This window comes from Chryseobacterium sp. sg2396 (assembly GCF_042610505.1).
Lineage (GTDB): Bacteria > Bacteroidota > Bacteroidia > Flavobacteriales > Weeksellaceae > Chryseobacterium.
The window spans coordinates 102126-127748 of sequence record NZ_JBHGAQ010000004.1 but is presented as its reverse complement, the minus strand read 5'-3'; the positions used below and the strand labels follow the sequence as shown (position 1 = coordinate 127748).

The following is a 25623-nucleotide window of genomic DNA, read 5'->3' as shown; positions in this document are numbered from 1 at the left end:
TTTGGTTCTGTGTTTTACCTTCTTAGTTCGTCCCGTACTTCCATCAAAGCAAATCCCAGAAGATTTTCACCGTTCCATTCCGATGGATTACTGGCTTTAGGATTGGTTTCCGGCATTCCGATGCCCCAGATGGTATCGTAAGGACTGGCTTCCACCAAAACTTTATCTTCCGTAGACAGCAAGAATTCTTTAAGCTTTTCATTCTGCGAAAACTTCAGTAGGTTTCCCTGTTTGACGATCTCATATTTATTCTTATCCCAAAGCTGCGGATCAAAATTTTTGACTTTTCTTCCCAGTTTTTTAACCTGATCCGGAGTTTCAGAGTTGATGATCTGTTTTAAAATTTCGTGATCGTTAAACAACCTTGCTTTCCCGGCCATCATGTAATGTTCGGCAGTTTTATAAGTGATTCCGCCCTCCTGAAACTCAGCAGGAAACCACTGGCTGAAACAGGCTTTGGTCATTTCCTCCTTCACTGTATGGCCCCAGAAGAACAGAAAGTCCGGTTTCTCGTGATGCTGAAATCTTTCAATAATCTGTTGTATCGTGTATTTCATGATTGCGTTATTTTTACACAAATTTAAAGGAATATAGCTTTACCTGCCAAATTAATTTGCGTTAATTTTACACTAAATTTATTAAATAATTGATTTTCAGTAAGAAAATTTTTTATATAAACACGAATGACACAAATGTTTTGCACAAATGACACGAATTATTATTGGTGTTCTGTCTGGTTGGTTAAGTTTGAATAAAATACAAGCTTTAATCCGGATTGTATATCCAAAAAGTTCCTGGCAGAATTAGAATTACTGTCAGAAGATTACATTCTTATTTTTTCACGCTGTAATGTATAGCAGCAAACAAGAATTCATTGTGAAAATTCGTGTAAGTATTTGTGCGATTTGTGTTAGAGACTATTTTAGTTCAAAATAAAACCCCTGTTCTTCCAGTTCCTTGTATTTCTCCTGGTTGAAGGTAAACATTTTGCCGGGCCTGCCGCTGCCTTCTTTTTTGAAGTTGTCGGTTTCATTCAGCAGCCCGTAGCTCATGATCTTTTTACGGAAGTTGCGGCGGTCGATTTCCTGTCCGACGATGGTTTTATAGAGGTTTTCCAGTTCTGAAAAGGCGAATTCCTCGTTCAGCAGATTGAAACCGACGGGTTGGTACTGGATTTTAGTCCGGAGCCTTTTCAATGCGGTATCGATAATGGTCTGATGATCGAAAGCCAGTTCGGGAAGGCTGTTGATGCCGAACCATTGGGCATCATCCGCATCGGAATCGGCAGCCAGCTCATGGTAAGAAGGGTTTACCAGCCCCAGATAGGTTACGGAAACCACCCGGTTCCGCGGGTCGCGGCCCACATTGCCGAAAGTATAAAGTTGTTCCAGAAAATCGGGCTTTATGCCGGCTTCCTCGCAGAGTTCACGCTTTACGGCATCATCCAGGTTTTCATCATCCAGAACGAGCCCGCCCGGAAGCGCCCATCCGCCCTTGAAAGGCTCGATATTCCTTTGGATTAGCAGTACCTGGAGTTCTTTCTTATCGAAATACCCGAAAACCACCGCGTCAACGGCCACTTTTATATCCTGTAACTTCTTTGAACCTGCCATATAGTAAATTTGCGTTATGATTACACAAAGTTACGGTTTAGTTAACAGATAAAAAATAATCTGAGTCATAAACAAAAAAAATCCACAGATGTTATCTGCGGATTTCTCATATCTTTTGCCTTCTTATCAGGCTCTTTTAATTTAGTCATTCAGCTTCAATACAGCCATGAATGCCGACTGCGGTACTTCTACCCTTCCGATCTGCTTCATTTTCTTTTTTCCTTCCTTCTGCTTTTCCAAAAGCTTTCTCTTTCTGGAAATATCCCCACCGTAACATTTTGCGGTAACGTCTTTCCTTAACGCCTTGATGGTTTCCCTGGCGATTACTTTTGTTCCCAATGCTGCCTGAACGGCAATGTCGAACTGCTGTCTCGGGATCAGTTCACGAAGCTTTTCACACATTTTCTTACCGATATGGTATGCGTTGGAATCGTGAATCAGGGAAGATAAAGCATCCACCATATCCCCGTTGATCAGGATATCCATTTTTACCAGCTTGGAAGCCCTGAATCCGATCGGATGGTAATCGAATGAGGCATATCCTTTAGAAATGGATTTCAGCCTGTCGTAGAAATCAAAAACAACCTCTGCTAAAGGCATATTAAACACGAGCTCTACCCTTTCGGAAGTCAGATAACTTTGGTTAACGATCTCCCCTCTTTTTTCAATACAAAGGGTCATCACGGCACCTACGAAATCGGATTTGGTGATGATGGAAGCTTTGATAAACGGTTCTTCTACCCGGTCCATGGTAGAAGGATCCATCATTTCAGACGGGTTGTTGATCAGGATCGGAACTTCCGGTTCCTTTTTGGTATACCCGAAATACGATACGTTGGGTACTGTGGTAATTACGTTCATGTTGAACTCACGGTCCAGACGTTCCTGAACGATTTCCATGTGGAGCATTCCCAGGAATCCGCAACGGAATCCGAAACCTAATGCAGCGGAGCTTTCCGGCTCGAAAACCAGGGAAGCATCATTCAGCCTTAATTTTTCAAGGGAGAACCTCAGTTCTTCAAAATCTTCGGAATCGATCGGGTAAATCCCGGCAAATACCATCGGCTTTACTTCCTCAAACCCTTCGATCGGTCCGGCTGCCGGATTGGTGAATGAGGTAATGGTATCCCCTACCTTTACTTCACGCGCATCCTTGATTCCGGATACCAGGTAGCCTACATCACCGCACTCAACTGTTTTCTTAGGAACCTGCTTCAGTTTCAACGTTCCTACCTCATCAGCCCCGTATTCTTTTCCGGTTGCGAAAAATTTAATCTTTTCGTTTTTCGTAATGCTTCCGTTTACCACTTTGAAATACGCTTCAATTCCCCTGAACGGATTGTATACCGAATCAAAGATCAAAGCCTGAAGCGGTGCATCCGGATCACCTACCGGTGCCGGAATTCTCTTTACGATCTGTTCCAACAGATTATGAACCCCTTCCCCTGTTTTTCCGGAAACGCGAAGTACATCATCGTAATCACAACCGATCAGGTTCATGATTTCATCGGTTACCTCCTCAGGATTTGCCGAAGGAAGGTCGATTTTATTCAGGATTGGAATAATCGTCAGGTCATTTTCCAAAGCCAGATACAGATTGCTGATGGTCTGGGCCTGGATGCTCTGCGCCGCGTCTACAATAAGAAGTGCTCCTTCACAGGCTGCAATGGAACGGGAAACTTCGTAAGAAAAGTCTACGTGTCCCGGGGTATCGATTAAGTTTAAAATATATTTTTCGCCGTTAAGCTCATAATCCATCTGGATCGCGTGGGATTTAATGGTAATCCCGCGTTCTTTCTCCAGATCCATATCATCCAGCGTCTGGGACTGTAATTCTCTTTGGGAAACCGTATTGGTATATTCCAGAAGACGGTCTGCCAAAGTACTTTTACCATGGTCGATGTGAGCGATTATGCAAAAATTTCGTATGTTTTTCATTTAAGAACTATGTAATTTGCAAAGATAATAAAATGAAGGATAATTCGTGATTCTTAATTTTAAATCTGATGTAAACCTAAATTAAACCAATCTTTTATGATAAACCTGCTTGCTTTAATTAACCACAAAAGGAACAAAAGATGCAGATTCTAATATTAAAGTTGAGTTCGGAACAGTAAAATTTGAAGGTTTTTTAACGTTGACTCGATTATTTATTTTATTCTAAATTATTTGTGGCCGGGTATTTATTAAACACCAATAGAAAGTCATACCATTTGTGATTATTGTTTTGCTATTTGTGTTTAAATTAGCCGCACTTAATATTAATCCATGAAAAAGATTCTTTTCATCCTTTTACTTGTTCCGTTTATTCAGATCCGGTCGCAGTGGATTGAAAATGCACCGGAACATCCTGAGGAGTTCGTCAATCCGTTAATCGGATCACTGTCGAAACCTTCGCTTTCCAACGGGAATACCTATCCTGCAGTTGCTGTTCCCCACGGGATGAATCTCTGGACGCCGCAGACCGGAAAAAACGGAAACGGATGGCAGTATACCTATGATGCCGATAAGATCCGCGGTATCAAGCAGACGCATCAGCCTTCGCCCTGGATGAACGATTACGGCATGTTTTCCATTATGCCCGTAACGGGAAAAATACGTTTCAATGAAGACGAACGGGCCAGCTGGTTTTCCCATAAATCGGAAGTTTCAAAGCCGTATTATTACAGTGTTTACCTGGCTGATCATAATGTGACGGCGGAAATTACGCCTACGGAAAGAGCAGCACAATTAAGGTTAACTTACCCTGATTCTGAAAATTCATGGATTGTTGTGGATGCCTTTGATAAAGGATCGAGCATCAAAATCATTCCTTCCGAAAAGAAAATCGTCGGTTATTCCACAAGATATTCAAGGGGAAAACTGGTCGGTTTTAAAAATTACTTTGTTATCTATGCCGATAAACCATTTATAAAATATTCAGCCTGGAAAGATAAGGATTTTGTGAAAGATGTGCTTGAAATTACAGGAGAACACTGTGGAGCCGTCATCGGTTTTGCCACGAAGAAGGGTGAAAAGGTAAATCTTAAAGTAGCTTCTTCGTTCATCAGTCCCGAACAGGCGGAACTGAATTTGCAGAGGGAACTGGATCAGGATTCGTTCGATGATACCTTCAGAAAAGCCAAACTGGCATGGAATGAAAAGCTGAAAAAAGTGGAAGTTGCGGGAGGAACCATCGATCAGATGCGTACTTTCCACTCTTGCCTGTACAGGATGCTCTGCTTTCCTCATAAGATGTACGAAATCAACAAAGCCGGAGAAATCGTTCATTACAGTCCGTATTCAGGGAAAACGGAAGCCGGTTACCGGTTTGCAGGAACAGGATTCTGGGATACTTTCAGAGCGCTCTTCCCTTTCCTGAATTTAGTTTATCCCAATATTAATGTTGAGATGCAGAAAGGGTTGATGAACGATTACAAAGAAGGCGGCTGGCTTCCTGAATGGTCGAGTCCCTCCTATTCCGATATTATGATCGGCAACAATTCCGCTTCCGTAGTAGCCGATGCTTACCTTAAAGGCCTGCGCGGCTATGACATTGAAAAGTTATACCAGGCTCTGCTTCACGGAGCCAATAATGAAGGGCCGCAGGCGACGGGAAGGCTTGGCATTCAGTACTATAAAGAGTTGGGTTATGTTCCTTATGATGTAAAAATCAATGAAAATGCAGCACGCACCCTCGAATATGCTTATGATGATTTCGCTATTGCCCAACTGGGAAAAGCGTTAGGTAAGCCGGAATCCGAGTGGAAAGAATATTACCGCCGCTCCCAGAATTTCCAAAAGGTAATCGATCCTGAAACCAAGCTGGCGCGTGGAAGAAACCGCGACGGAAGCTTCCAGACTCCTTTTAACCCTTTTAAATGGGGCGATGCTTTTACAGAAGGAAATTCTTGGCACTATACCTGGTCGGTCTTCCAGGATATTGAAGGGCTGGCCAGGCTGATGGGCGGAAGACAGGCCTTTTCAAAAAAGCTGGACCAGGTTTTTGAGCTGCCTCCTGTTTTTGATGATTCGTATTACGGATCGACGATCCATGAGATCCAGGAAATGGTGAATGCGGATATGGGACAATATGCCCATGGCAACCAGCCCGCCCAGCATATCATTTATCTGTACAATTATTCCGGTGAACCCTGGAAAACCCAGTATTGGGTACGGGAAACGATGAACCGCCTGTACCAGCCCACACCGGACGGTTACTGTGGCGATGAAGACAACGGGCAGACCTCGGCCTGGTATGTTTTCTCAGCACTGGGTTTTTATCCGGTAACGCCGGCTACGGACCAGTATGTTCTGGGTGCTCCATTGTTTAAGAAAGCAATCATTCATCTGGAAAACGGGAAAACGATTGAAATTAGTGCAAATAATAATAATGAGAACAACCGCTTTGTACAATCGCTGGAATTCAACGGAAAGAAATATACCAGAAACTGGCTTAGCCACCAGGAGCTGATGCAAAGCGCAAAACTGAATTTTGAAATGGTTTCCCAGCCCAATAAAGACCGGGGAACGGATGAAAAGGATTTTCCATATTCCTATTCTACTGATCATCAATGAATTGCATTAACTTGAGATTAATAGGTTGGAAGATGGATGCCGGACGCTTTAAATGCTTGTTCAGGAACCTGATTTTACTTTGATAACGGACTGAATACTGAAAGGGTTATTGCTGTGATGTCTGCTTTTGTTAACTCCGGGTTTCACCCGGAGTTATGATTGTCAAGCCCCTTCGGGATATAATCATGCATCATCCTTTTGCTCTGTTTCATTTCATGTAATGTCTTTCAACCTGTTAATCCTATCCTTTCTCCAGGTTCATATTAAAATAAAAGAGAGAGACCTTTGCGTCTCTCTTTTATTTTATTTAAGTACTTGAAATAATTTGATAATACATTTAAGAATTTTAAAATTCTGATTGTAATAAAGCCAGTAGCAAGAAGCTGATAGCAATCAGCTTCTTATTTAAATCCTTCAGGCAAAATATATTGTCCTGTAAGCGGATCAAGATAAACTTCCTGTTCCGGAATCCGGTTTCTCCTGCTTTGGGCGCCTGCATCGATCGCAGCACCAATGATGCCTCCGATAAGACCTCCGGCCATTCCACCGATCATGGCACCATTGGATGATTCAGGAAAGAGCTCTGTTTTCTTGACCTCAATGAAAAGGCCTTGATCACTTTTCAAAATTTCAGCATAACCTACGGGAATAATTTTGTAGGCAACACCATTCTGTACAAACGCATAGAAACGCCGGATCGCCGTTTTATCCTCACCGTTTACCGCTTTGGTCACGACTCCTTTATCATTGGTTTCCAAAACAAAACCCTGCTCCGGGCGATGGCTGAAAAAACTGTGATAATCTTTATAAACCCCATCTTTCAGCTGATCTGCTTTCAGGATGTCGAGTTTATCCGTAAGTACATTGGCATATTGTGGAAGATCCTGTTCTGAAACACCAGTTTCCCATGCTTCTTTGCCATAGGATTCTTTTAAAAAGTCGGTGAGGATCATGGTAAATTTTCTTGCCAGGTTCTGGGCAACAAACGGATTCACCCGGGATGAAACCGTAGTTACCGTATCTTTCCTATACAGGAAATGATACCCGTCTGCTTTTTTTATGAAGGTGCTTGCTCTGAACTGCAGCTTTCCGACAGTCGATTTTTCTTTCTGCTCATCTGAAATTTTAAGATCTTCGAGCAATAGAACCAAATCATTTTTCCCTTTTATTTCTATGGATTGCCCTACCCAATCCTGAAGATCTTTAACCGCATTATGTTCGAATGCTACAGTTACTTCTTTATTGTGATCTATAAGGGTGCCGATATTTTTATCAGAACGCTGATCAATTACGGTAAAAGTCTTAATAAAGTTTTTATTGTCTTTAGGAGGCCTGGATAAACTGATGAGTTCCGTTTTCTGAGCAGATAAAAATACGGATAATAGTAAAAAAAAGAATATTTTCTTCATAGGTTAATTTTATGATCGGCATTTCAAACTTACACAACTTTCAGGAATTGGGAAAGCGGAATCAGATATAATTTTAAAAATGTTCTCATTCAATAGTTGATTAAGTCATTTCAACCACTCGGAGATTAAAATTATTTAGTGAAAACATATCCTCCCGTTAAAGAATCGATATACACATCCGTTTCCAACGTTGACCTGTATCCTATTCCGATCATGGCTCCGTTGTTTGAGCTTGAAGCTGAATCGATAGCCACCCCGATCATGGCTCCGACAAAACCTCCTGCTATTGCGCCCACAAATGCACCTCCGTTCTTAGCTTCCAGAAAAAGGTTTACCCGTGACGAATGGATATAAAATCCTTTTTCACTTTTTTGCATCTCATCGAAACCGACGGGTGTTAGTTTATAAGCTTTGCCTCCTTCCACATAACCGTACATTTCGGAAAGGGATACCTGCATACCGTTATGCATCAATCTTACCACTTTTCCCTTTCTGTTTTTTTCCATACTGTATTCGGGATTCGGCTCCTGATTGTAGAAGCTTTTAAAGTTCGGATATACCCCGTCTTTCAGCTCAGGATTATTGAATGCTTTGTAATTTTTTGAAAGATAAGCATCATAATTACTGAATTCGTTTTCTGGAATATAGGAACCTGTAACATTCAGCATGTATGAAGTTCTTATAAAATCTGTAATGATATCTGAAATTCTGGGAACGAGGAACCGTTGCGGATGTACCGTTATTTTCGGATTACAGACGATTACATTATCGAAACGGTTGATGAAATAATAACGGTCATTTCTTTTCAGGAAACAGGAAATCCGGATTTTCATTTTTGCATAGGGAAAATCTTTATTTTCATCCTGCTCATCATAAGCTTTCAGATCTTCCAGCATGATGACGATATCATTTGTTCCCACTTTTTTATTATCGCTTACGAACCGATTTTCAAGGTGACTTTTGAGATCACTGTCCTCGAATTCGATTTCTGCTTTTTCGTCCTTATCTGCAAGACTTCCAATAGATTTGTCTGGTCTTGCATCGATAAAGGTAAGCGAACGGGTCCGGGAACTTTTATCTTTCAGATTTTGGTCCAGCCTGATGAGTTCCTGTTTTTGGGCGTTCAGGAAGCCTGAAACTGCAAGCAGAAAAATGAAAGCAATATTTTTCATGATTAAAAATTTCAGCAAAACTAAGCATTCATTTTTTAATTAAACGACCCTCACAATAAATTGCAAGGGTCGTCCAACATTAAAAAAATAAACTATTATGGGTTTTGCCTCTGTCTCGGGGCGAAACTGTTAGCATTTCCACGGGGTTTTCTTTCATTCACCTTATCACGCATCATCCCCTCGGACTGAAAAAGTTTCAGGACTTTCTGGCAAGGAATGATCTGCTGCATCTTATCAGCATACTTTTTTCTGTTATCCAGCAGCTTTTGCCCTACTTCAAAGCTTTGCTGCAATTTGGCTTTGGCTTCTTCATCCGAAAGTGTTTCAGGATTGAAGTTGGAATTAAACTGGCTTTTGATCTCCTTCTGGCTTTCCAGATATTCGTTATAAACATCGGTAAACTCCGCTTTATCGCTGGGATCGATATCCAGGTTTTCCATCACCATGTTGTTCCTGAACTGGGTAAGAAGCTTTTTTCTTTCTTCAGGTGAGAGATTGTTGATCACTTCCTTTCTCTGCTTAGGGTCCATTCTTTTCCAGTCATAATCCGTCTGTTGGGCATTAAGACCAAAACCATAAATCATAAAAAGGGTAAACAATATCTTTTTCATCTTCTTTTAATTATATAAATCCAGATAAACATCCTGTGTCGAATTGCTTGCCAATTCCGAGATTTCAGAATTTGAGAAGGAATCCAGATAGTCGTTCATCTTCGCTTCATCCTGTTTTGAAACGGCTGTTCCTGTTGTTGCGGCCGTTTTATTGTCTGCTTTTGCCTGAGGCTTATTCTGTGCCACAGACTTGTCATTTTTGTGGCTTTCGTGAGTTTGATGGTCTTTTTCAACAGAAGTTAAATCAGACTTCAAAGTTTCATAAGCTATTTGAGATTCTGTCTTAGACTGTTGGTTTTTCACTGTATAAGCTATTTCAGGATCTACCTCATCCGGACCGCTTTCGTTATTGAAAACAAAAGTCGCTCCAAAAATCAAGGCCAGCGATGCAGCAGCAGCAAGAGCCCAGTTCATCTTAAAAACCGGGGCTTTTTTACGAGGCAATACCTTACTGGTAACATGGTCCTGAATATTTTCAAATACATTTTCGGAAACTGTATAAATATTCTTACGTTCCAGTTTTTCAAGGTCAAAATCATGTACTCCGCTTAATACCCTGGCCTGTAGATTTTCAAATAAATCATCCGGTGCCATGTAAATATTTCTGCGTTCTAATTTCTCTATATCGAACTCTTTCATTTCAGTTTCTCAAAAATTATTCTGGTAATTTTCCTTTATATAATCTTCTATCTTCTGTTTGGCATAATGATAATTGGTTTTCAGCGTACCTACGGACATATCCACGATTTTGGATATCTCTTCATAAGGCAGATCATCATAATACCGCATCATAAATACCAGTTTCTGCTTTTCGGGCAGGCTTTGTATCGCTTTCTGAAGCAGGATCTGTATTTCTTCGGCATCACTTCCGGCATTATCTGCCACCAGGTTCTGCATGTGGTATTCCGGGTCTTCATCGGTCTTCTGCATTCTTTTAAGCTTATTCAGCTGCTGCAATGCTTCGTTGGTAGCGATTCTGTACAGCCAGGTGTAGAGCTGGCTATCGTTTTTAAACTGATGAAAATTCTGATAAGCTTTAATAAATGTTTCCTGCAAAGTATCCTGAGCAAGATCTCCGTCCACAATAATTCTTCTGATGTGCCAATACAATCTGCTTTGGTAAGCATCCATCAAAGCGCGCACTCCTTTCTCCTGAGTACGTGGGCTTTGCATCAACGAAATAATTTCCGCGTCTTTAATCTTCATAAGATGCTTTCATTGTTTGGATTACAAAAATAGCTGAAAGTTAAACTACTTATTCAATTTTTAGTCCAAGATAGTGATTATTTGCTATAACGTAAGTCTAAAACTACAATAATTGATGCCATCATGGTATCTGTTTTTCCTTTTATAATCAATGTTATGTTAAATCCAGCACTTTTACTGACAAAAGATTTCCGGAGAAATAAAATATTATCTTTGTTGGATGCAAATTGTAATTATAGGATCCGGTAATGTAGCTTATCATCTGGCCAGAGCATTGGTAGAGAATAAGCTTCTTCCGGTACAGATTTTCGGCCGGAATGAACGGGAACTTCGATACATTTCCGAAGAATTAAATATTCCTTACTCAACTAAAAATTTAGTCGATTCAGATATTTACCTGATTTGTGTCAGTGATCATGCCGTGGAAGATGTGTCTAAAATCATTACCAAAAAAAACTGCCTGGTTGCTCATACTTCCGGCTCGCTGCCTATGGAAGTTCTGAAAGGAGAGTACCGGAAAGCCAGTTTTTATCCGCTTCAGACTTTTTCCAGATCAAAGGTATTAGACTATTCAAAAATTCCTTTTTTCATTGAAGCAGAAGATGAAAAAGACATGAGCATTTTATCTGAACTGGCAGCAAGAGTCTCCAAAAATGTAATGGAAAGCACCTATGAAAAGAGAAAATATATCCATTTGACGGCTGTATTTGCCTGTAATTTTGTAAACCATCTTTTTTCCAGAGCGAAAGAGATTTCGGATTCACAGGAAATTCCTTTTGATTATTTCCTGCCGTTAATTGATGAGACCGTTCAGAAAATTCATGAAATCGAACCTAAATCGGCACAGACCGGTCCGGCAGTAAGAAATGACAGACGGATTCTTAAACTTCACGAACAGTTGTTAACAGATGAAAGCCTGGAAATTTATAAAACCATGAACCATTCAATCCAGAAAATGTATGAGCTATAAAGAGAAATTAAAAGATATTAAAGCATTCGTGTTCGATGTTGACGGTGTCTTCACAGACGGCAGCGTCTATCTGATGCCCGGAGGAAACATGTGCCGTGTAATGAATGTGCTGGACGGTTATGCCGTGGTTAAAGCTTTAAAAAACGATTACCTGATCGGGGTAATTACCGGCGGAAATGATGAAATGGTAAAGCACAGGATCAATTATCTTGGTATCGAAGACTATTACCCGAAATCCCATAATAAGCTTGCGGATCTCGAAGATTTTAAATCCAAATATAACCTTACAAATGAAGAGATTCTAACGATGGGGGATGATATTCCTGATCTTCACATCATGAAAGTCTCTGCCATAGGTGCCTGTCCTGAAAATGCAGTTCCGGAGATCAAGGCCGTGGCCGACTATATTTCTCCCATCAAAGGCGGAAGCGGCGCCGTACGCGACGTCATCGAACAGGTAATGAAGGTACAGGGGAAATGGCATGATGACAATACGCAATCCATCTAAGATTTTAAAAATGAAATTATTATTAGCCTCACAATCGCCCAGGCGAAAAGAATTATTAGCCAGTCTTGGTTTTGATTTTGAAGTGGTAAAAATTGACTGTGAAGAAATTGTTCCGGAACACATCAGGGTAGGAGAGTCCGCCGCATATCTGTCTGAATTGAAAGCATCTGCATTCCGGGAACTGGAAAAAGGAGAGGTCCTTCTTACCGCCGACACCGTTGTAGCGATTGAAAACAGGTTTCTCGGAAAACCCGAGGATGAAGAAGAGGCAAGAGCCATGCTGAAACTTCTTTCGGGAAAAATCCATCAGGTGTATACAGGTATCACTCTTAAAACTTCGGAAAAAACCATTACGGAAACGGATGTCGCAGAAGTGGAGTTTGATGATATTACCGATGATGAAGCAGAATACTATATTCAGAATTACAGACCTTTCGATAAAGCCGGAAGCTATGGGATCCAGGAATGGCTTGGCATGGCCAAAATTAAAAGGATAAACGGGAGCTTTTATACGATCATGGGCCTTCCTACCCATTTGGTTTACAAAATTTTGAAAGAAATATAACGGTTTTCCCCATAAAATTTTGTTATTTTTACAAAATCATCAAACTGCTGATAATAAAAAGCAGATTAGAGAGTTATATTGAATAATGAAAAAGAATATTTTATTCCTTTTAGTACTGTGTATCGTTGTGTCCTGCGGGATGAAGGTAAAAAAACCGGAGCAGCGATCTAAGTTCATGAAAGGATTTACCACATATTACAACACTTTATTTAATGCAAAAGATGCTTTAAATAATGAATTTGAAACCAGGGATAAGGCCCATAAAGACAATTTTTATGCGCCTTATATTCCTATCCTTACCTATGAGGACCAGCCTTTGGGAAGTGACCTGGGCCAGTCTGCAGCCTTTGCGGAAAATTCCATGAAAATGGGCGAATTAAACCGTCCGGCTCAGAACGCAGGCCCACGTGGCGGGATGCCTGGAATGCCGTCCGGAATGCCAGGGAATCCAATGGCGGGAGGACCGGGGATGCCGGCAGGAGATCCTGGCCAGCCTGAACAGAAAGGAGCGACTACCCTGGAAATTGCAGAAGCAAAGGCCCTGAAAGCCATCAACAAATATTCGGTGATCAAAAACGGGGAGGAAAAAAACAAACAGATCTTTGAGGCCTATATGATCCTCGCACAGGCCAGGATTTACCGCGGGAAATCACTGGAAGCCCTGGATGCCCTGAACTATGTCTTTACCCACATGAAGGATGATAAAAGGCTTCCTTTGGCGAGAATTTACCAGGGTTTAGCCTATGACCAGATCAAAAACTACCACAAAGCCCATGAGACGTTTGCCAAATTGAAAAGCGAAAAGATCTCTAAGCAATATGAAAAGTTACTGAGCATTTACTATTCCGAATCTTTACTGGATGCCGGAAAAAAGGAAGAAGCCGTACGAGAGCTGGACAATGCTTATGAGCTGAATGACAACCGGAAATTAAAAAGCCGGATCGCTTACCTGAGAGGGCAGGTGCTGGAAAGCCTTAACCAAAACGAAAAGGCCAGAGAAAGCTTTATGGCCGCCTACAAATATGCCAACGACTTTGAATTCGAAGTAAAATCCCAGATCGAAATTGCCAAAACATTCAACGGGAACGGAGATTACAGCGGCGCCCGGAAATACCTGGAAGACATCAGTAAAAAAGGAACTTACGGATCCCGTAAAAATGAATTTTATTATGCCCTGGGTCTGATGGCAAATAAAGCCGGAAAGAAAGACGAAGCGCAGGAATATTTCAGAAAATCTCTGAAAGAGAAAGTTTCCGATGGCCAGGTACGGGGTCTTACGTATTATGAAATAGGGAAGGGCTATCTCGATAAAAACGATTACATCGGTGCCGGAGCATATTATGATTCCGCTTTGGTCGTAATGACATATGAACCTTCAAAGGTGCTTCTGGCAGACCAGTCGGTGTACATTAAAAAGATCTCAAAGAATTATTATTTAATCAAGAAAAATGACAGCATCCTGAATCTGGCGAAGATGACACCGGAGCAGAAAACAGACTTTTTCTCAAAATATATTGCCAAAATCAAAGCTAAAGAAGAGAAAGAGGAACTTGAAAGAAGGCGTGCTGAAAGAAGCAAAGGTTTTGATACCGGAGATTATAATTCCACCTCTATTTTTGCCAATAGCTCCACCTCATTTGCAGATTTCGGAGTAGCAACCAAAGGATTTTACTTCAGCAATACCGGTACAGTTTCCAAAGGAACACAGACCTTTAAGCAGATATGGGGAGACCGTGCCCTAATCGATAACTGGCGTTTCTCCAAAAAAATGACTACGCTGGATGATATGAAAAATGATGCGTTGGGAACCGCGGCGGCACCGAATCCGAGACGTTTTGAGCCTGCCTACTATATTGAACAGATACCTACTGACATGGCACAGCTTGAGCATCTGAAAAAGGACCGGGACACAGCTTCTTTAGGTCTTGGAGTAATGTACCAGAACTATTTCACAAATACACCGCTGGCTACAAAAACCCTGTATAACCTGGTAGATGCGAAGCCTGAAGAAAAGGTGATGCTGCAGGCTTTGTACGAGATTTTCGCTATGAATTATGAGAAGAATCCGCAGGCTGCCGAAAGGGCAAAACAGATATTACTGAAAGATTATCCATACACTTCCTATGCGGAGTTTGCGAGGAATCCGAAAAGCAATTCTTTTGTAAAATCTTCCGGCGATGTGGAAAGCCAGTACAAACAGGCTTTTGCATTGTACGAATCTGAAAAGTTCGGGGAAAGCAAGGATGTTATCGATAAAACCATCCAGCAATATCCTAAAGATGCCCTGGTTCCTAAATTGTATCTGTTAAATGCCTTCAATTCAGGAAAAACCAGTGGGAAAGAGGTTATGATCCTTCAGCTTGAGCAGATTGCTCTAAATTACGGTAAAACCCCGGAAGGCGAAAAGGCTAAGGAAATGCTGAATTATCTGAAAAGCGACCTGACCTTCCAGGCCACAGATAATAAGGGAAATACCATTCCTCAAAATGTCGCTGATGCGAATAGCAATGCTTCCGATCAGCAACTGCAGTTCAATGCCAGAGGATCAAAAAGAAATTCCCCGCAGCCGGCTCAGAATCAGATGATGAATAATAATATGCCGATGCAGCCTGTGAACGAAAACAGCAACAGGAAAAGACCTAATAACAATCAGCAGCTACAGCCCAGCCAGACGCCTGCTAAAGCACAATAAAATAAAAAGCGAAGATTATTCTTCGCTTTTATTTTTTTTCTTTACACCGTGGAAATCCTTGAGATAAAAAGGCTCGAAGTAGGCAACATCCTCGAAATCCCTGTGCGCTATTTTTTCAAGGGTTTTCTTTACAAGATATTTAGCAGAAGGATAGACCTCATTATGAAAAGCGGCATCCGGCAACTGTAAAATCTCCTCTGCTTTTTTCGCACCGTCTCCTACAAAGACTACTTTTTTGTTTTTATACTCCGCGAAAGAAGTTTCGTCCAGGATTTTGGCTACGGTTTCAGAAATTTCTTCTCCGGTATTACCGTCATAGACTGCGGTATAAACCTCCATTCGCCTCGCATCGATCAAAGGGATAATATAATCGTAGTTCTGGTTTAAAAAAGGCTCTATCATGCTTTCCATGGAATTTACGGCAATCAGCGGAACCTTCAGTCCGTAGCAAAAACCTTTCGCAGACGATGCACCGATCCGTAAGCCCGTATAAGAACCGGGTCCTTTACCAAGAGAAACGGCTTCGATATCTTTCATGGAAATACCGGCACCTTCCAGCGCCCATTCTACGAAAATATGAAGGCTTTCGGACTGTTTATAGTTTTCAGAAATCTCTTCCGTGACGCACAGCATTTTATCATTATCAGAAATGGCTACCGAGCAGTTTTTTGAAGAAGTTTCAAGATATAAGATTTTCATTGTTTACAGGTAATGATTAACGGTTCAGCAATTGACTTATAAATTGCTCTACTCCTGCAAAGGTAAAGCATTATTTTGAAAATTATTTTCTGTAGATCGTCCTCGGTTCTGCCTGTGCAGCAGGGTAGATCGTCATATCCGAGATGCATACATGTTTCGGTGCATTGATACAATAGGCGATGGAATCCGCAATGTCTTCAGCTTTTAACGGTTCATATCCTGCATAGACGGTAGCTGCCTTTTCGCTGTCTCCTTTAAACCTTACCATGGAGAAATCGGTTTCTACTGCTCCGGGCTGGATATTCGTTACTTTGATACCGAATTCCGTGAGTTCTATTCTCATTCCTTCCGAAATGACATCGACGGCCTTTTTGGTGGCACAATACACCACGCCGTTCGCATAGGTCTGTCTTGCCGCCACTGAACTAATGTTTACGATATGTCCTGAATTCCTCTCTTTCATTCCAGGGATAATCATTTTCGATACATACAGGAGACCTTTCACATTTCCGTCGATCATCGAATCCCAATCGTCTGTTTTTCCAGCTGAAAGAGGATCAAGGCCGTGTGCATTTCCTGCGTTGTTGATCAGCACATCAATTTGTTTCCAATTTTCAGGAAGAGAACCTATGGCAGATTCTACTTCTTCCAGATTCCTGACATCAAACTTTAAACTAAATACTTCGGTAAATTCAGACAGTTCCGATTGTACCGATTCCAGAACTTCAGATCTTCTTCCGCAGATAATGATTCTGTTTCCTTGTTTTGCCAGGAGTTCGGCAGTTGATTTTCCGATTCCGGAAGTAGCTCCGGTGATTAATATTGTTTTCATTTATTTATTTGATTGTTTCTGTTGGTAGCTCTTTTCATCATATAGGTATATATCCAGAATTCGAGCCACGGAATGAGCATCAGGATCACCCAAATCATCAACAGACTTCCGGCCATGCTTTTAAGTTGTGATTGTAAAGCAATCAGCAGAAGATTCTGTATCTTTTCAGTAATGGATTTTTCAATATCGTCCGGATTAAGGACCAACAATTGTTTTGTTATTTTATCGAATTCACGGTAGGAGAGATCCCCGGTAACTTCAACATCCGGTATGGAATTCAGAATGCCATATATAATTACGGTATTGATCCGGTCACCATATCGGTTCATCAGCCATGAAGCCATCCTGTTTTTAGGCTGATTGATCATTCCGTATTTTGTATCGTAGGCTCTTACAAGATCCGTTATCTTTATTTTTGCCTTTTCGTTATTCCGGTTTATTTCTGATACTACCGTTCTTACTCCTCCGATAAATTCAGCTTTTGCATTCTGATCTTTGAAAACAGAGCCGACACCTGAAGAATAAATCTGTGAAGAGATGGAAAAGCTGTCTTTTTTTATGGTTTCATAAGAACCCCAAAACAGGCCCAGCTGTAATGAGACAATGCTGTTTATGGTAAAAATAGCCGGGATATACAGCTTTACCAGCCAGTTGTAATATTTCGGTATCCTGGAAAATGCCTTACATTTCTTCATGACCAAGATCAATACCAGACTGATAAGCAGACCTGCTATAAAGCAAACCATACAATATAAAAGGATGGTAAGCGGATAATTTTTAATAATATACAAGACTGCCGAGCAGATGCTGTTCGAATCTAAATTTTGCATAATCAATTGGCATCAAATGCTTCAAAAGCATCGGTTATATGTTCGATGGTGAGATTCTTTTTATGGTCGGCAAGCACTGAAATGATATCAAAACGTACTTCCTGGTCTTTGTTGAATTCTTCCATAAAATGATTGGCCGCGGAAACCAGCAGCTTTATTTTTGTTTTGGTCACCGCTTCCTGAGGCAGCATAAAAATATCGGTAGAACGGGCTTTTACTTCGACAATAATAATCAGCTTGTCTTTTTCCGCAATAATATCGATTTCCGCTTTCTGAAACCGGAAGTTCCGGATCAGAATGATATATCCATTTTTCTGTAAATGGGTAACCGCCAGGTCTTCTGCCGTCTTACCGAAATCGTTGTGGTCTGCCATTATTTCCTGAATTGATAAGCCCACCAGATTAATACGACCTGCAAAGGAAGCCTTGCTACTGTAAGCCAGAAATATTTATGATGAACTTCATAAAACTTTCTTGCCATTTCAATATTAGCGGGAAATACGGCAATAAAAAGAAAAATACTGAGATAAGCACCTGCTTTTTGAGTCTGAGGAAAAATAAGAAGAAGGCCGCAGAGTACTTCTGCTATGCCGCTTATATAAACCATCTGCAAATGAAAAGGAATATAAGAAGGCATGATTTTAATGAAAATATTAGGCTTTACAAAGTGTAAAATCCCTGCAGAAATCAATAAAAAAGAAAGGATAAATTTTGAATATGCCATCTTTATTTTCTATAACTAATGGATACCGTTTTGTCTATTTTCATATGTATTTCTCCTCCTATGATCAATGGCCGGTTGTCTTTGATATGTCCGTTTGGAAAACCGAAAATTACAGGGAAATCATACTTTGATACCCGTTCGGAAATCAATTGGTAAGCAAATTCGTCAAAGCTTTCTTCATATTGCTTATTTTCTTTTTCATCGCCCATATTGGTCATTCCACCGATAATCAGTCCTGATATTTTACGGAAAACACCGGCCATTTCCAGACTCATGATCATCCGGTCGAGTGCATAGAAGTTCTCTCCGATATCCTCAATGAAAAGAATTTTATCCTTGAAGTCAAATGCATATTTCGTACCCAGAAGCGCATAAATAAGGGCTAAATTGCCTCCGATGAGCATTCCTTCAGTTGAACCCGGTTTATTATATTGATGCGGTTTTAGGATGTATTTTGGATGCTTATTTTTTAAAATATCAAAGATCAGATCGTAGCTTTCTTCCGTTACGCCGAAACCTGAGGTTTTTATGGTCTGGCCATGGACGGAAGCAAATCCTTTTTTAAAAAGATAACTCTGGATCACCGTATTGTCGGAATAACCAATATACCATTTGGGATTTTTAGTAAAACTTTTAAGATCAAGCCCTTCGATAAGATGCTGGCATCCGTATCCGCCACGGGAAGCCCAAACGGCCGAAATTTCAGGGTCATTCAGTGCCCGGTTCATGTCTTTTAATCTTTCCTGTTCGGTTCCTGCATAATTGTAGCCGTTTGAAAACTTAGTATACAGGTGTTCGCCTAGAACAGGTTCATAACCTCTAGTTCGGATCATTTCAATCCCTTTTTCCAACTGGGCAGGCTCTACAGAACCTGCAGGTGAAATGACGGCTATTTTATCGCCTTTTTTTAGTGCTTTGGGAAAGATTATATCTGTCATCTGCTTTTTTGGTATTTAACTTCGGTTTTCTCAGCTTCTTCCAGTCGTTTGTCGAACTGATTGAATTTCTTAAAGCTCTGCAAAAAGATGAAAAAACTGAATACAATCAGAATCCCGCCGACGATCCTTCTGATTTTATTGGCTAAACGCTGCGTTAACCTGTCATGAAACTGCTTGGCCAGGAATATTTTAACCAGATCGATAAAAAGGTATGTGCCGATAACGATCCCGATATATAAAATAAAATTGCCGGTATCCGGATACTGATTCCTTACGGAAATCACCGTTACCAGCCAGAAAAGAATGACGCCGACATTCAGAAGATTAAAGAAAAATCCGTTGATAAAGGTCTTGAAATAATTCTGGTTCATGAATTTTTCCTCACCGGGAATATGCATCTTGGTCTTTGTAACCATCATCACGATTCCGTACACAAGAATGAGAATGGCAGTAATCCGGTAAAAACCGGGATGCTTATCAATGAGCGTTACAATGTCCGCACTTGCATAATAGGCTGCCAAAATGCAGAGCAGGTCCGCAGAAATTACGCCAAGGTCCAATGCCAATGCATGTTTCGGGCCTCTGGAAAAGCTGGTTTCTATCAGAAGGAAAAAGATCGGTCCTATAAAAACAAGACTCAGCATGAATCCTAATACGATGGCAGACAATATAAGTTCAAACATTCAGTGGTGTTTTCGATGAATAAAATTCATGTATTTATACAAATTTAAACTTTATGTTTTAAAAAGCAAACAGGAAAATGAATTTGGTTCGCCGGAAACGAAACTCATTTTACTTAGAGATGAACTCGCAGTAGAATCCGGATTAACTGGCTGGAAAAGGGAAGCTGGATGCTGGAAGTATCCCTTTTGAAAATAGATCCGGAAGTCTTGATGGTCAGACCAAATCTTCTGTCATTCTACTAAATTGAATCCATTTAGAATACTGAATGAATAGCCTTTATTTTATTCTTAAATTAATTAAATAACTGAACACAAGCTAAATATGATTAAATTGGTGTTATACCAATTATGTGTATACAATGGTCTGATTCAATTGAAGAAATAGTCAAAACCACAAAGGTCGATAATCAAATGAATTGGTTGTGGTCTTAATAAACTTTTGAGTTCCCGTTCTATTTCTTTTACGATTATCTGTTTTGCCAGAGCCATATAAAAATGATATTTATAGAGATTAACATTATAGCAAAATACAACATGAAAATAGGCTATTTTTTAAATATAACTGGTATTAATTTAAATTTATAATTTTTAAATTTCATTTACTGAAATAAAAAAAACCGCAATGGCTTGCGGTTTTTGTACTTTTACATGATTGGTCTAGTCTACAATCTTAAAATCCAGTTGTTTGGCGATCAGATTGGCTTTCACTACCTTGATCTGAACATTGTCTCCCAGCTGATATCTTTTGCCGTGTCTGGATCCGTATACGGCATGCGTTTTTGCATCATAGGTATAAGAATCATCCATTAAGTCCCTCAATTTAATAAGACCTTCAGCACCGTTATCCGGAATTTCCACCCAGAATCCAAATTCCGCTACTCCGGAAATAACCCCGTTGAAAGTTTCTCCAAGGTGTTTTTCCATGAATTTCACCTGCATGTATTTGATGGAATCCCTTTCCGCGTCAGCAGCCAGCCTTTCCATAGAACTGCAGTGTTTCGCTTTGTCTTCAAGTTCCGCTTTGTTCGGGGATTTTCCGCCGTCCAGGTAATGTTGCAGCAAGCGGTGGGCAATCAAATCGGGATAACGCCGGATCGGGGAAGTGAAGTGGCTGTAATAATCGAAACCGAGACCGTAGTGGCCGATCGGCTCCGTAGAATATACTGCCTTGCTCATACTTCGCATAGCCAGCGTTTCGATCATGTTTTCTTCCCCTTTACCTTTGACGTCATGCAGAAGTTTATTTAAAGATTCCGCTACCTTTTTGGTGTTGGCCAGATCCATTTTATATCCGAAGGTGGAAACAAAATCCCTCAGCGATTCCAGCTTGGCCGGATCCGGATCGTCGTGAACCCTATAGATAAAGGTATTTTGGGTAATTTCGCCTCTTTTGTTCAGTGAAACGAATTCAGATACTTTTTTATTCGCCAGCAACATGAATTCTTCGATCAGATGATTGGAATCTTTGCTGATCTTGAAATAAACGCCGATCGGCTCGTTGTTCTCATCCAGGTTAAAGCGGACTTCACTTCTGTCAAAGGTAATGGCTCCGTCTTTTATCCTTTTCTGACGCATAATCTTTGCCAGTCCGTCAAGGACAAGAATTTCTTCTTTGAAATCACCGTCTTTTCCTTCAATTCTTTCCTGGGCTTCTTCATAGGTAAACCTTCTGTCGGAATGGATCACCGTTCTTCCGAACCATTGCTTTTTGATTTCGGCTTTCTCATTCAGTTCAAAAACGGCAGAGAAGGTAAATTTATCTTCATGCGGACGAAGCGAACATACGTCATTACTCAGCACTTCGGGCAGCATCGGCACCACGCGGTCTACCAGGTACACAGACGTCGCTCTCTGGTAAGCTTCATCATCCAGCATGGTTCCCGGAACCACATAATGGGAAACGTCTGCAATGTGTACACCGACTTCCCAGTTTCCGTTTTCCAGTTTTCTTACGGACAGGGCATCATCGAAATCCTTGGCATCTTTCGGGTCGATGGTAAAAGTAGTAATACCCCGCATATCCCAGCGTTTGGCCACTTCTTCATCGTTGATGCTTCGGTCGATCTTATCGGCATCCCTTTCCACTTCTTCAGGAAATTCGTACGGCAATCCGTATTCTGCAAGGATCGAGTGAATTTCCGTTTCATGCTCTCCCGGAGCTCCCAGAACCTGTATAATTTCTCCCTGAGGATTTTTATCTCCCGGTCTCCATTCGGTCATCTTCACGATTACTTTATCCCCGTCCTGAGCCCCTCCGAAATTTCCTTTCGGAATAAAAATATCAGTATTGATAGTCTTTTTATCACAAACCACAAATCCGAAATCTTTATGAGGAACTAATTGTAAAGTTCCTACGAATTCCGTCCGTGTTCTTTCCAGAACTTCCAATACGGAGCCTTCGAGTTTCTTTCCTTTGTAGGTATAGGTTACAATCAAAACCTTATCACCCTGCAAAGCATCTTTAACATTTTTGGAATGGATAAAAATATCACCATCCACGCCCTGTACAGTTACATAGGCATTTCCGGACTGGTTGAAATCGATGGTTCCGGTTAATGTTCCTTGAATATCAAGGTTGATGATATATTTTCCCTTTTCACTTTCCTTGATTCTTCCGTCTGCCTGCAACTTGTGCAGGGACTGGATTACCAGTTCGCGCTGTCTCGGGTTCTTATAATCTATTCCGTCTGCAATCTGCTTGTAATTGTAGACTTTGGTGGAATTTCCATTCATAAATCTCAGGATCAGCTTGCCGATCTCTCTTAATTTATGGTCGTTTTTCTGACTTATATATTTTTTCTTTTTTGCCATTTTAATTTATTTAATTAATCTTTTCACATTCCAGATTTGATTTTTTATCAATTAAAGTAATCTGCTGCTTCAGCTCTTTTATCTGAATGTGATTTATTATTCTATCTCTATATTTCCTGGAAAATCTATCAATCCCGGATTCTTTCTGTTATAAGATTTTGTCTTATCCCGCACAGAGAAACAGTTTCAAACAAAATCGTGATTACCAGCTTTGTTTTAACTGTATCTACCGATTGCAGAATGACGACATCAATTTTCCTTCCAAATTTACTATAACGGAAGTTTTAGGTTTGTATAAAAGTAATACAAATATGGAGAAGAATGGATAAAACCTTTGATGGAAATGTAACTTTACCATTTCACCAGGTTTGAATGGAAATAACAGGTGGTAAACCTGTCGGACGCTGCAAATATACAAAATAAAAAATTAAATAAGGCTTGCAATATGATTTACAAGCCTTTATATTCTAGCAGAATGCAATTTTATCAACCCTGTTCTGGTGTCTTCCGCCTTCAAAATCCGTGGAAAGGAATTTATCGGCTATTTCCATTGCCAGTTCCTTTGAAATAAAGCGTGCAGGAATGGAAATCATGTTGGCATCATTATGCTGTCTGGCCAGTGCTGCAATCTCCGGCATCCAGCAAAGCGCGCAGCGGATCTTCTGATGTTTGTTGGCCGTGATCTGCACCCCGTTTCCGCTTCCGCAGATCAGGATTCCCAGTTCATTTTCTCCGCTCTCCACGGATGTTGCCGCAGGATGAACAAAGTCCGGATAATCCACACTGTCTGTGGAAAACGTTCCAAAATCCTGAATATCAAACTTTTCTGAAAGATAGTTCTTCACAATCTCTTTATATTCATAGCCTGCATGGTCTGCAGCAATTGCTATTTTCCTTTTCATAATTTTTGTATTAAGCCTTTTTTTAGATTTATTCACACAAATTTAAGTATAATGTGGATAAGTCTTAAATTTTTGGGAATTAAATGTGAAATGGCTTGTGAGTAAATGTTGAAAAAAGAGGGAAAGTAAATCTTTCGTAACATTGAAAAATTTTGTAATGAAGATTGGCAGGAGAATATCCTATATATTTTTTCACAAAGTTTTCTGGAGAAACTCCCATGGTTTTCCATACTCACTTTATTCATATTCAGTTTTTGGGAAAATTATTCACAATTATGGATAACTACTATAAAAATCTTATTTACAATCCTTTACAATGTAGATAAAATGTGAGTTAAGGTCTGATTTAATATCAAAAAGTATTAAATCAGAATTTATCCCCGAAACTCACAACACTTAACAACAATACCCATTTATTTTTTTAAGAGAAAAGAAAATATGTTGATTGATGAATGTTGAGGCTGCGGGAAACTTTTTTAAAACTTTTCAAAAGCTGCCTCGTCCTGAAAATTTTAAAATCTTACATTTGTGAAACGAAAATCGAAAAAGAGCATGAAACCGAACTGCCCGGAAAATTTTAACGAAAGCCATTTCCTGAAGCCGGTTCTGCTTTGCCCCGAAAAAATATAAAATGTACATATGAAAACAATCAATGATTTCAATTTCAATGGAAAGAAAGCTCTGGTAAGAGTGGATTTCAATGTCCCGCAGGACGATCAGCTCAAGGTAACCGATAACACGAGAATTACAGCAGTAAAACCTACGGTCGATAAAATCCTGAACGACGGCGGTTCCGTCGTCCTAATGGCCCACCTGGGAAGACCGAAAGGAGAGGCTACTGATAAGTTTTCCTTAAAGCATATCGTTGATGAAGTTTCCGATGTATTGGGTAAGGAAGTTCAGTTTGTGGAAGAATGTGTAGGGGAGAAGGCTGAAAAAGCTGCTGCAGACCTTCAGCCGGGCGAGATTCTGCTGTTGGAAAACCTGCGTTTCCACAATGAAGAAGAAAAAGGAGACGAAGCGTTTGCGGAAAAGCTTTCCAAACTGGCGGATGCCTATGTGAATGATGCTTTCGGTACCGCGCACAGAGCCCATGCTTCTACTGCGGTTATCGCTAAATTCTTTCCTTCAACTAAATTCTTCGGTTTATTAATGGCTAATGAGCTTCAGGCAATAGATAAAGTGCTTAAAAGCGGTGAAAAGCCTGTTACAGCAATTCTGGGAGGATCTAAAGTTTCAACTAAAATTACCATTATAGAAAATATACTTCCGGCAGTGGATAATCTGATCATCGGAGGAGGAATGGCCTTTACTTTCATCAAAGCATTGGGTGGAAAAATCGGGACTTCACTGGTGGAAGAAGATAAACTTCCTTTGGCCCTTGAGATCCTTGGAAAAGCAAAAGAGCACAACGTAAAAGTATATCTTCCTTCCGATACGATCATTGCTGAAAGTTTCAGCAACGATGCGGAAAGAAAAGAATCCGACATTTATGATATTCCAGAAGGATGGATGGGATTAGATGCCGGTCCGAAATCAAGAGACCAGTTCAATGATGTTTTGCTGAATTCGAGAACGATTCTCTGGAACGGCCCAATCGGTGTTTTTGAAATGTCAAACTTTGCGGCGGGCACAGTTGCTTTGGGAGACAGCATAGCTGAAGCTACAAAACTCGGAGCTTTCTCATTAGTGGGAGGAGGAGACAGTGTGGCTTTCGTAAAACAGTTCGGTTATGCCGATAAGGTAAGTTATGTTTCTACCGGTGGAGGAGCGATGCTGGAAAGTCTGGAAGGTTTAGAACTTCCGGGAGTTGCTGCGATCAATAATTAAGAAATTTAAATTTTATAAAAAAAGTCTGTTGAAATTTTTCAGCGGACTTTTTTATTTTTTAAACCTGGTTT

Annotated in this window: 23 protein-coding genes and 2 pseudogenes; 6 read left to right on the top strand and 19 right to left on the bottom strand. The window is 40.5% G+C overall.

What is annotated here, in order from left to right:
• Positions 1-14 precede the first annotated feature (14 nt).
• The 3 genes from ACED20_RS05675 to lepA form a co-directional block, all read right to left on the bottom strand.
• On the bottom strand, positions 15-557 hold the full coding sequence (locus ACED20_RS05675; RefSeq protein ID WP_345766863.1) for an NADAR family protein: 543 nt from the start codon (positions 555-557) through the stop codon (positions 15-17).
• Between the two features lie 360 nt (positions 558-917).
• The gene (locus ACED20_RS05670) at positions 918-1613 is read right to left on the bottom strand and encodes an NUDIX domain-containing protein (protein WP_345766862.1); all 696 of its coding nucleotides are present in this window, start codon (positions 1611-1613) and stop codon (positions 918-920) included.
• Positions 1614-1754: 141 nt separating this feature from the next.
• Positions 1755-3551: a translation elongation factor 4 gene (lepA, locus tag ACED20_RS05665; protein ID WP_294201222.1), complete on the bottom strand. Its 1797-nt coding sequence runs from the start codon at positions 3549-3551 to the stop codon at positions 1755-1757.
• Positions 3552-3881: 330 nt separating this feature from the next.
• Between lepA and ACED20_RS05660 the strand changes: the two genes are divergently transcribed.
• The gene (locus ACED20_RS05660) at positions 3882-6170 is read left to right on the top strand and encodes a GH92 family glycosyl hydrolase (protein ID WP_294240254.1); all 2289 of its coding nucleotides are present in this window, start codon (positions 3882-3884) and stop codon (positions 6168-6170) included.
• Between the two features lie 401 nt (positions 6171-6571).
• On the opposite strand, the gene ACED20_RS05655 is transcribed toward ACED20_RS05660, so the two are convergent.
• From ACED20_RS05655 to ACED20_RS05635, 5 genes are all read right to left on the bottom strand, one after another.
• A complete protein-coding gene (locus tag ACED20_RS05655; RefSeq protein WP_378103745.1) occupies positions 6572-7579 on the bottom strand; it encodes a hypothetical protein in 1008 nt (335 codons plus the stop codon).
• A 131-nt stretch (positions 7580-7710) separates the two neighbouring features.
• Positions 7711-8751, bottom strand: a complete 1041-nt coding sequence (locus ACED20_RS05650) for a hypothetical protein (RefSeq protein WP_345766859.1) — start codon at positions 8749-8751, stop codon at positions 7711-7713.
• Between the two features lie 95 nt (positions 8752-8846).
• On the bottom strand, positions 8847-9362 hold the full coding sequence (locus ACED20_RS05645; protein WP_294198364.1) for a hypothetical protein: 516 nt from the start codon (positions 9360-9362) through the stop codon (positions 8847-8849).
• Positions 9363-9368: 6 nt separating this feature from the next.
• Positions 9369-10001 (bottom strand): hypothetical protein, encoded by a 633-nt coding sequence (locus ACED20_RS05640; RefSeq protein WP_294198362.1) that lies wholly within the window; start codon positions 9999-10001, stop codon positions 9369-9371.
• 9 nt (positions 10002-10010) lie between these two features.
• On the bottom strand, positions 10011-10568 hold the full coding sequence (locus ACED20_RS05635) for an RNA polymerase sigma factor (protein ID WP_294198361.1): 558 nt from the start codon (positions 10566-10568) through the stop codon (positions 10011-10013).
• 220 nt (positions 10569-10788) lie between these two features.
• Here ACED20_RS05635 and ACED20_RS05630 point away from each other — a divergent pair, with 220 nt between their 5' ends.
• From ACED20_RS05630 to ACED20_RS05615, 4 genes are all read left to right on the top strand, one after another.
• On the top strand, positions 10789-11538 hold the full coding sequence (locus tag ACED20_RS05630) for a Rossmann-like and DUF2520 domain-containing protein (RefSeq protein ID WP_378103742.1): 750 nt from the start codon (positions 10789-10791) through the stop codon (positions 11536-11538).
• Entirely contained in the window at positions 11528-12046 is a 519-nt protein-coding gene (locus ACED20_RS05625; protein WP_294221601.1) for an HAD family hydrolase, read from the top strand. The genes ACED20_RS05630 and ACED20_RS05625 overlap by 11 nt, the downstream gene beginning before the upstream one ends.
• A gap of 10 nt (positions 12047-12056) precedes the next feature.
• Positions 12057-12611, top strand: a complete 555-nt coding sequence (locus ACED20_RS05620; protein WP_294221598.1) for a Maf family nucleotide pyrophosphatase — start codon at positions 12057-12059, stop codon at positions 12609-12611.
• Between the two features lie 85 nt (positions 12612-12696).
• Positions 12697-15303 carry a tetratricopeptide repeat protein gene (locus ACED20_RS05615; protein WP_378103740.1) on the top strand — a complete coding sequence of 869 codons (2607 nt, stop codon included), beginning with the start codon at positions 12697-12699 and terminating at the stop codon, positions 15301-15303.
• A 15-nt stretch (positions 15304-15318) separates the two neighbouring features.
• On the opposite strand, the gene tsaB is transcribed toward ACED20_RS05615, so the two are convergent.
• The 11 genes and pseudogenes from tsaB to rpiB all read right to left on the bottom strand — a co-directional run bounded on the left by tsaB (position 15319) and on the right by rpiB (position 23722).
• On the bottom strand, positions 15319-16002 hold the full coding sequence (tsaB, locus tag ACED20_RS05610; protein ID WP_294198351.1) for a tRNA (adenosine(37)-N6)-threonylcarbamoyltransferase complex dimerization subunit type 1 TsaB: 684 nt from the start codon (positions 16000-16002) through the stop codon (positions 15319-15321).
• An 82-nt stretch (positions 16003-16084) separates the two neighbouring features.
• The gene (locus ACED20_RS05605; protein WP_294198349.1) at positions 16085-16834 is read right to left on the bottom strand and encodes an SDR family NAD(P)-dependent oxidoreductase; all 750 of its coding nucleotides are present in this window, start codon (positions 16832-16834) and stop codon (positions 16085-16087) included.
• A complete protein-coding gene (locus tag ACED20_RS05600) occupies positions 16831-17664 on the bottom strand; it encodes a hypothetical protein (protein ID WP_378103738.1) in 834 nt (277 codons plus the stop codon). The genes ACED20_RS05605 and ACED20_RS05600 overlap by 4 nt, the downstream gene beginning before the upstream one ends.
• Positions 17665-17666: 2 nt before the next feature.
• Positions 17667-18038 (bottom strand): YraN family protein, encoded by a 372-nt coding sequence (locus ACED20_RS05595; RefSeq protein WP_378103737.1) that lies wholly within the window; start codon positions 18036-18038, stop codon positions 17667-17669.
• Entirely contained in the window at positions 18038-18388 is a 351-nt protein-coding gene (locus tag ACED20_RS05590) for a MauE/DoxX family redox-associated membrane protein (RefSeq protein WP_294221585.1), read from the bottom strand. Before ACED20_RS05590 ends, ACED20_RS05595 begins: the two co-directional genes overlap by 1 nt.
• A gap of 2 nt (positions 18389-18390) precedes the next feature.
• Positions 18391-18786: pseudogene (locus ACED20_RS05585) on the bottom strand (LD-carboxypeptidase); the annotation flags it as partial.
• A complete protein-coding gene (locus ACED20_RS05580) occupies positions 18771-18815 on the bottom strand; it encodes a tetracycline resistance efflux system leader peptide (protein WP_365992423.1) in 45 nt (14 codons plus the stop codon). The gene ACED20_RS05580 and the pseudogene ACED20_RS05585, both read right to left, overlap by 16 nt.
• Before the next feature lie 121 nt (positions 18816-18936).
• Positions 18937-19326, bottom strand: a pseudogene (locus ACED20_RS05575) (LD-carboxypeptidase); the annotation flags it as partial.
• Positions 19323-20009, bottom strand: a complete 687-nt coding sequence (locus tag ACED20_RS05570; protein WP_294198340.1) for a LysE family translocator — start codon at positions 20007-20009, stop codon at positions 19323-19325. The gene ACED20_RS05570 and the pseudogene ACED20_RS05575, both read right to left, overlap by 4 nt.
• 657 nt (positions 20010-20666) lie before the next feature.
• Positions 20667-22820 carry a ribonuclease R gene (gene rnr / locus ACED20_RS05565; RefSeq protein WP_294221578.1) on the bottom strand — a complete coding sequence of 718 codons (2154 nt, stop codon included), beginning with the start codon at positions 22818-22820 and terminating at the stop codon, positions 20667-20669.
• A gap of 467 nt (positions 22821-23287) precedes the next feature.
• Positions 23288-23722: a ribose 5-phosphate isomerase B gene (gene rpiB / locus ACED20_RS05560; RefSeq protein ID WP_294221574.1), complete on the bottom strand. Its 435-nt coding sequence runs from the start codon at positions 23720-23722 to the stop codon at positions 23288-23290.
• Between the two features lie 639 nt (positions 23723-24361).
• On the opposite strand from rpiB, the gene ACED20_RS05555 reads away from it, so the two are divergent.
• Positions 24362-25552, top strand: a complete 1191-nt coding sequence (locus ACED20_RS05555) for a phosphoglycerate kinase (RefSeq protein ID WP_294221571.1) — start codon at positions 24362-24364, stop codon at positions 25550-25552.
• Positions 25553-25623: the final 71 nt, after the last annotated feature.

What these genes read in the sequence shown, in the direction of transcription:
- rpiB (WP_294221574.1), bottom strand. Translation starts at nt 23,722, where the DNA reads ATGAAAAGGAAAATAGCAATTGCTGCAGACCATGCAGGCTATGAATAT.
- ACED20_RS05625 (WP_294221601.1), top strand. Translation starts at nt 11,528, where the DNA reads ATGAGCTATAAAGAGAAATTAAAAGATATTAAAGCATTCGTGTTCGAT.
- ACED20_RS05595 (WP_378103737.1), bottom strand. Translation starts at nt 18,038, where the DNA reads ATGGCAGACCACAACGATTTCGGTAAGACGGCAGAAGACCTGGCGGTT.
- ACED20_RS05645 (WP_294198364.1), bottom strand. Translation starts at nt 9,362, where the DNA reads ATGAAAAAGATATTGTTTACCCTTTTTATGATTTATGGTTTTGGTCTT.
- ACED20_RS05635 (WP_294198361.1), bottom strand. Translation starts at nt 10,568, where the DNA reads ATGAAGATTAAAGACGCGGAAATTATTTCGTTGATGCAAAGCCCACGT.
- ACED20_RS05555 (WP_294221571.1), top strand. Translation starts at nt 24,362, where the DNA reads ATGAAAACAATCAATGATTTCAATTTCAATGGAAAGAAAGCTCTGGTA.
- ACED20_RS05600 (WP_378103738.1), bottom strand. Translation starts at nt 17,664, where the DNA reads ATGCAAAATTTAGATTCGAACAGCATCTGCTCGGCAGTCTTGTATATT.
- ACED20_RS05570 (WP_294198340.1), bottom strand. Translation starts at nt 20,009, where the DNA reads ATGTTTGAACTTATATTGTCTGCCATCGTATTAGGATTCATGCTGAGT.
- ACED20_RS05630 (WP_378103742.1), top strand. Translation starts at nt 10,789, where the DNA reads ATGCAAATTGTAATTATAGGATCCGGTAATGTAGCTTATCATCTGGCC.
- ACED20_RS05660 (WP_294240254.1), top strand. Translation starts at nt 3,882, where the DNA reads ATGAAAAAGATTCTTTTCATCCTTTTACTTGTTCCGTTTATTCAGATC.
- ACED20_RS05605 (WP_294198349.1), bottom strand. Translation starts at nt 16,834, where the DNA reads ATGAAAACAATATTAATCACCGGAGCTACTTCCGGAATCGGAAAATCA.
- ACED20_RS05590 (WP_294221585.1), bottom strand. Translation starts at nt 18,388, where the DNA reads ATGGCATATTCAAAATTTATCCTTTCTTTTTTATTGATTTCTGCAGGG.
- ACED20_RS05675 (WP_345766863.1), bottom strand. Translation starts at nt 557, where the DNA reads ATGAAATACACGATACAACAGATTATTGAAAGATTTCAGCATCACGAG.
- lepA (WP_294201222.1), bottom strand. Translation starts at nt 3,551, where the DNA reads ATGAAAAACATACGAAATTTTTGCATAATCGCTCACATCGACCATGGT.
- tsaB (WP_294198351.1), bottom strand. Translation starts at nt 16,002, where the DNA reads ATGAAAATCTTATATCTTGAAACTTCTTCAAAAAACTGCTCGGTAGCC.
- ACED20_RS05670 (WP_345766862.1), bottom strand. Translation starts at nt 1,613, where the DNA reads ATGGCAGGTTCAAAGAAGTTACAGGATATAAAAGTGGCCGTTGACGCG.
- ACED20_RS05640 (WP_294198362.1), bottom strand. Translation starts at nt 10,001, where the DNA reads ATGAAAGAGTTCGATATAGAGAAATTAGAACGCAGAAATATTTACATG.
- ACED20_RS05650 (WP_345766859.1), bottom strand. Translation starts at nt 8,751, where the DNA reads ATGAAAAATATTGCTTTCATTTTTCTGCTTGCAGTTTCAGGCTTCCTG.
- ACED20_RS05615 (WP_378103740.1), top strand. Translation starts at nt 12,697, where the DNA reads ATGAAAAAGAATATTTTATTCCTTTTAGTACTGTGTATCGTTGTGTCC.
- ACED20_RS05655 (WP_378103745.1), bottom strand. Translation starts at nt 7,579, where the DNA reads ATGAAGAAAATATTCTTTTTTTTACTATTATCCGTATTTTTATCTGCT.
- ACED20_RS05620 (WP_294221598.1), top strand. Translation starts at nt 12,057, where the DNA reads ATGAAATTATTATTAGCCTCACAATCGCCCAGGCGAAAAGAATTATTA.
- rnr (WP_294221578.1), bottom strand. Translation starts at nt 22,820, where the DNA reads ATGGCAAAAAAGAAAAAATATATAAGTCAGAAAAACGACCATAAATTA.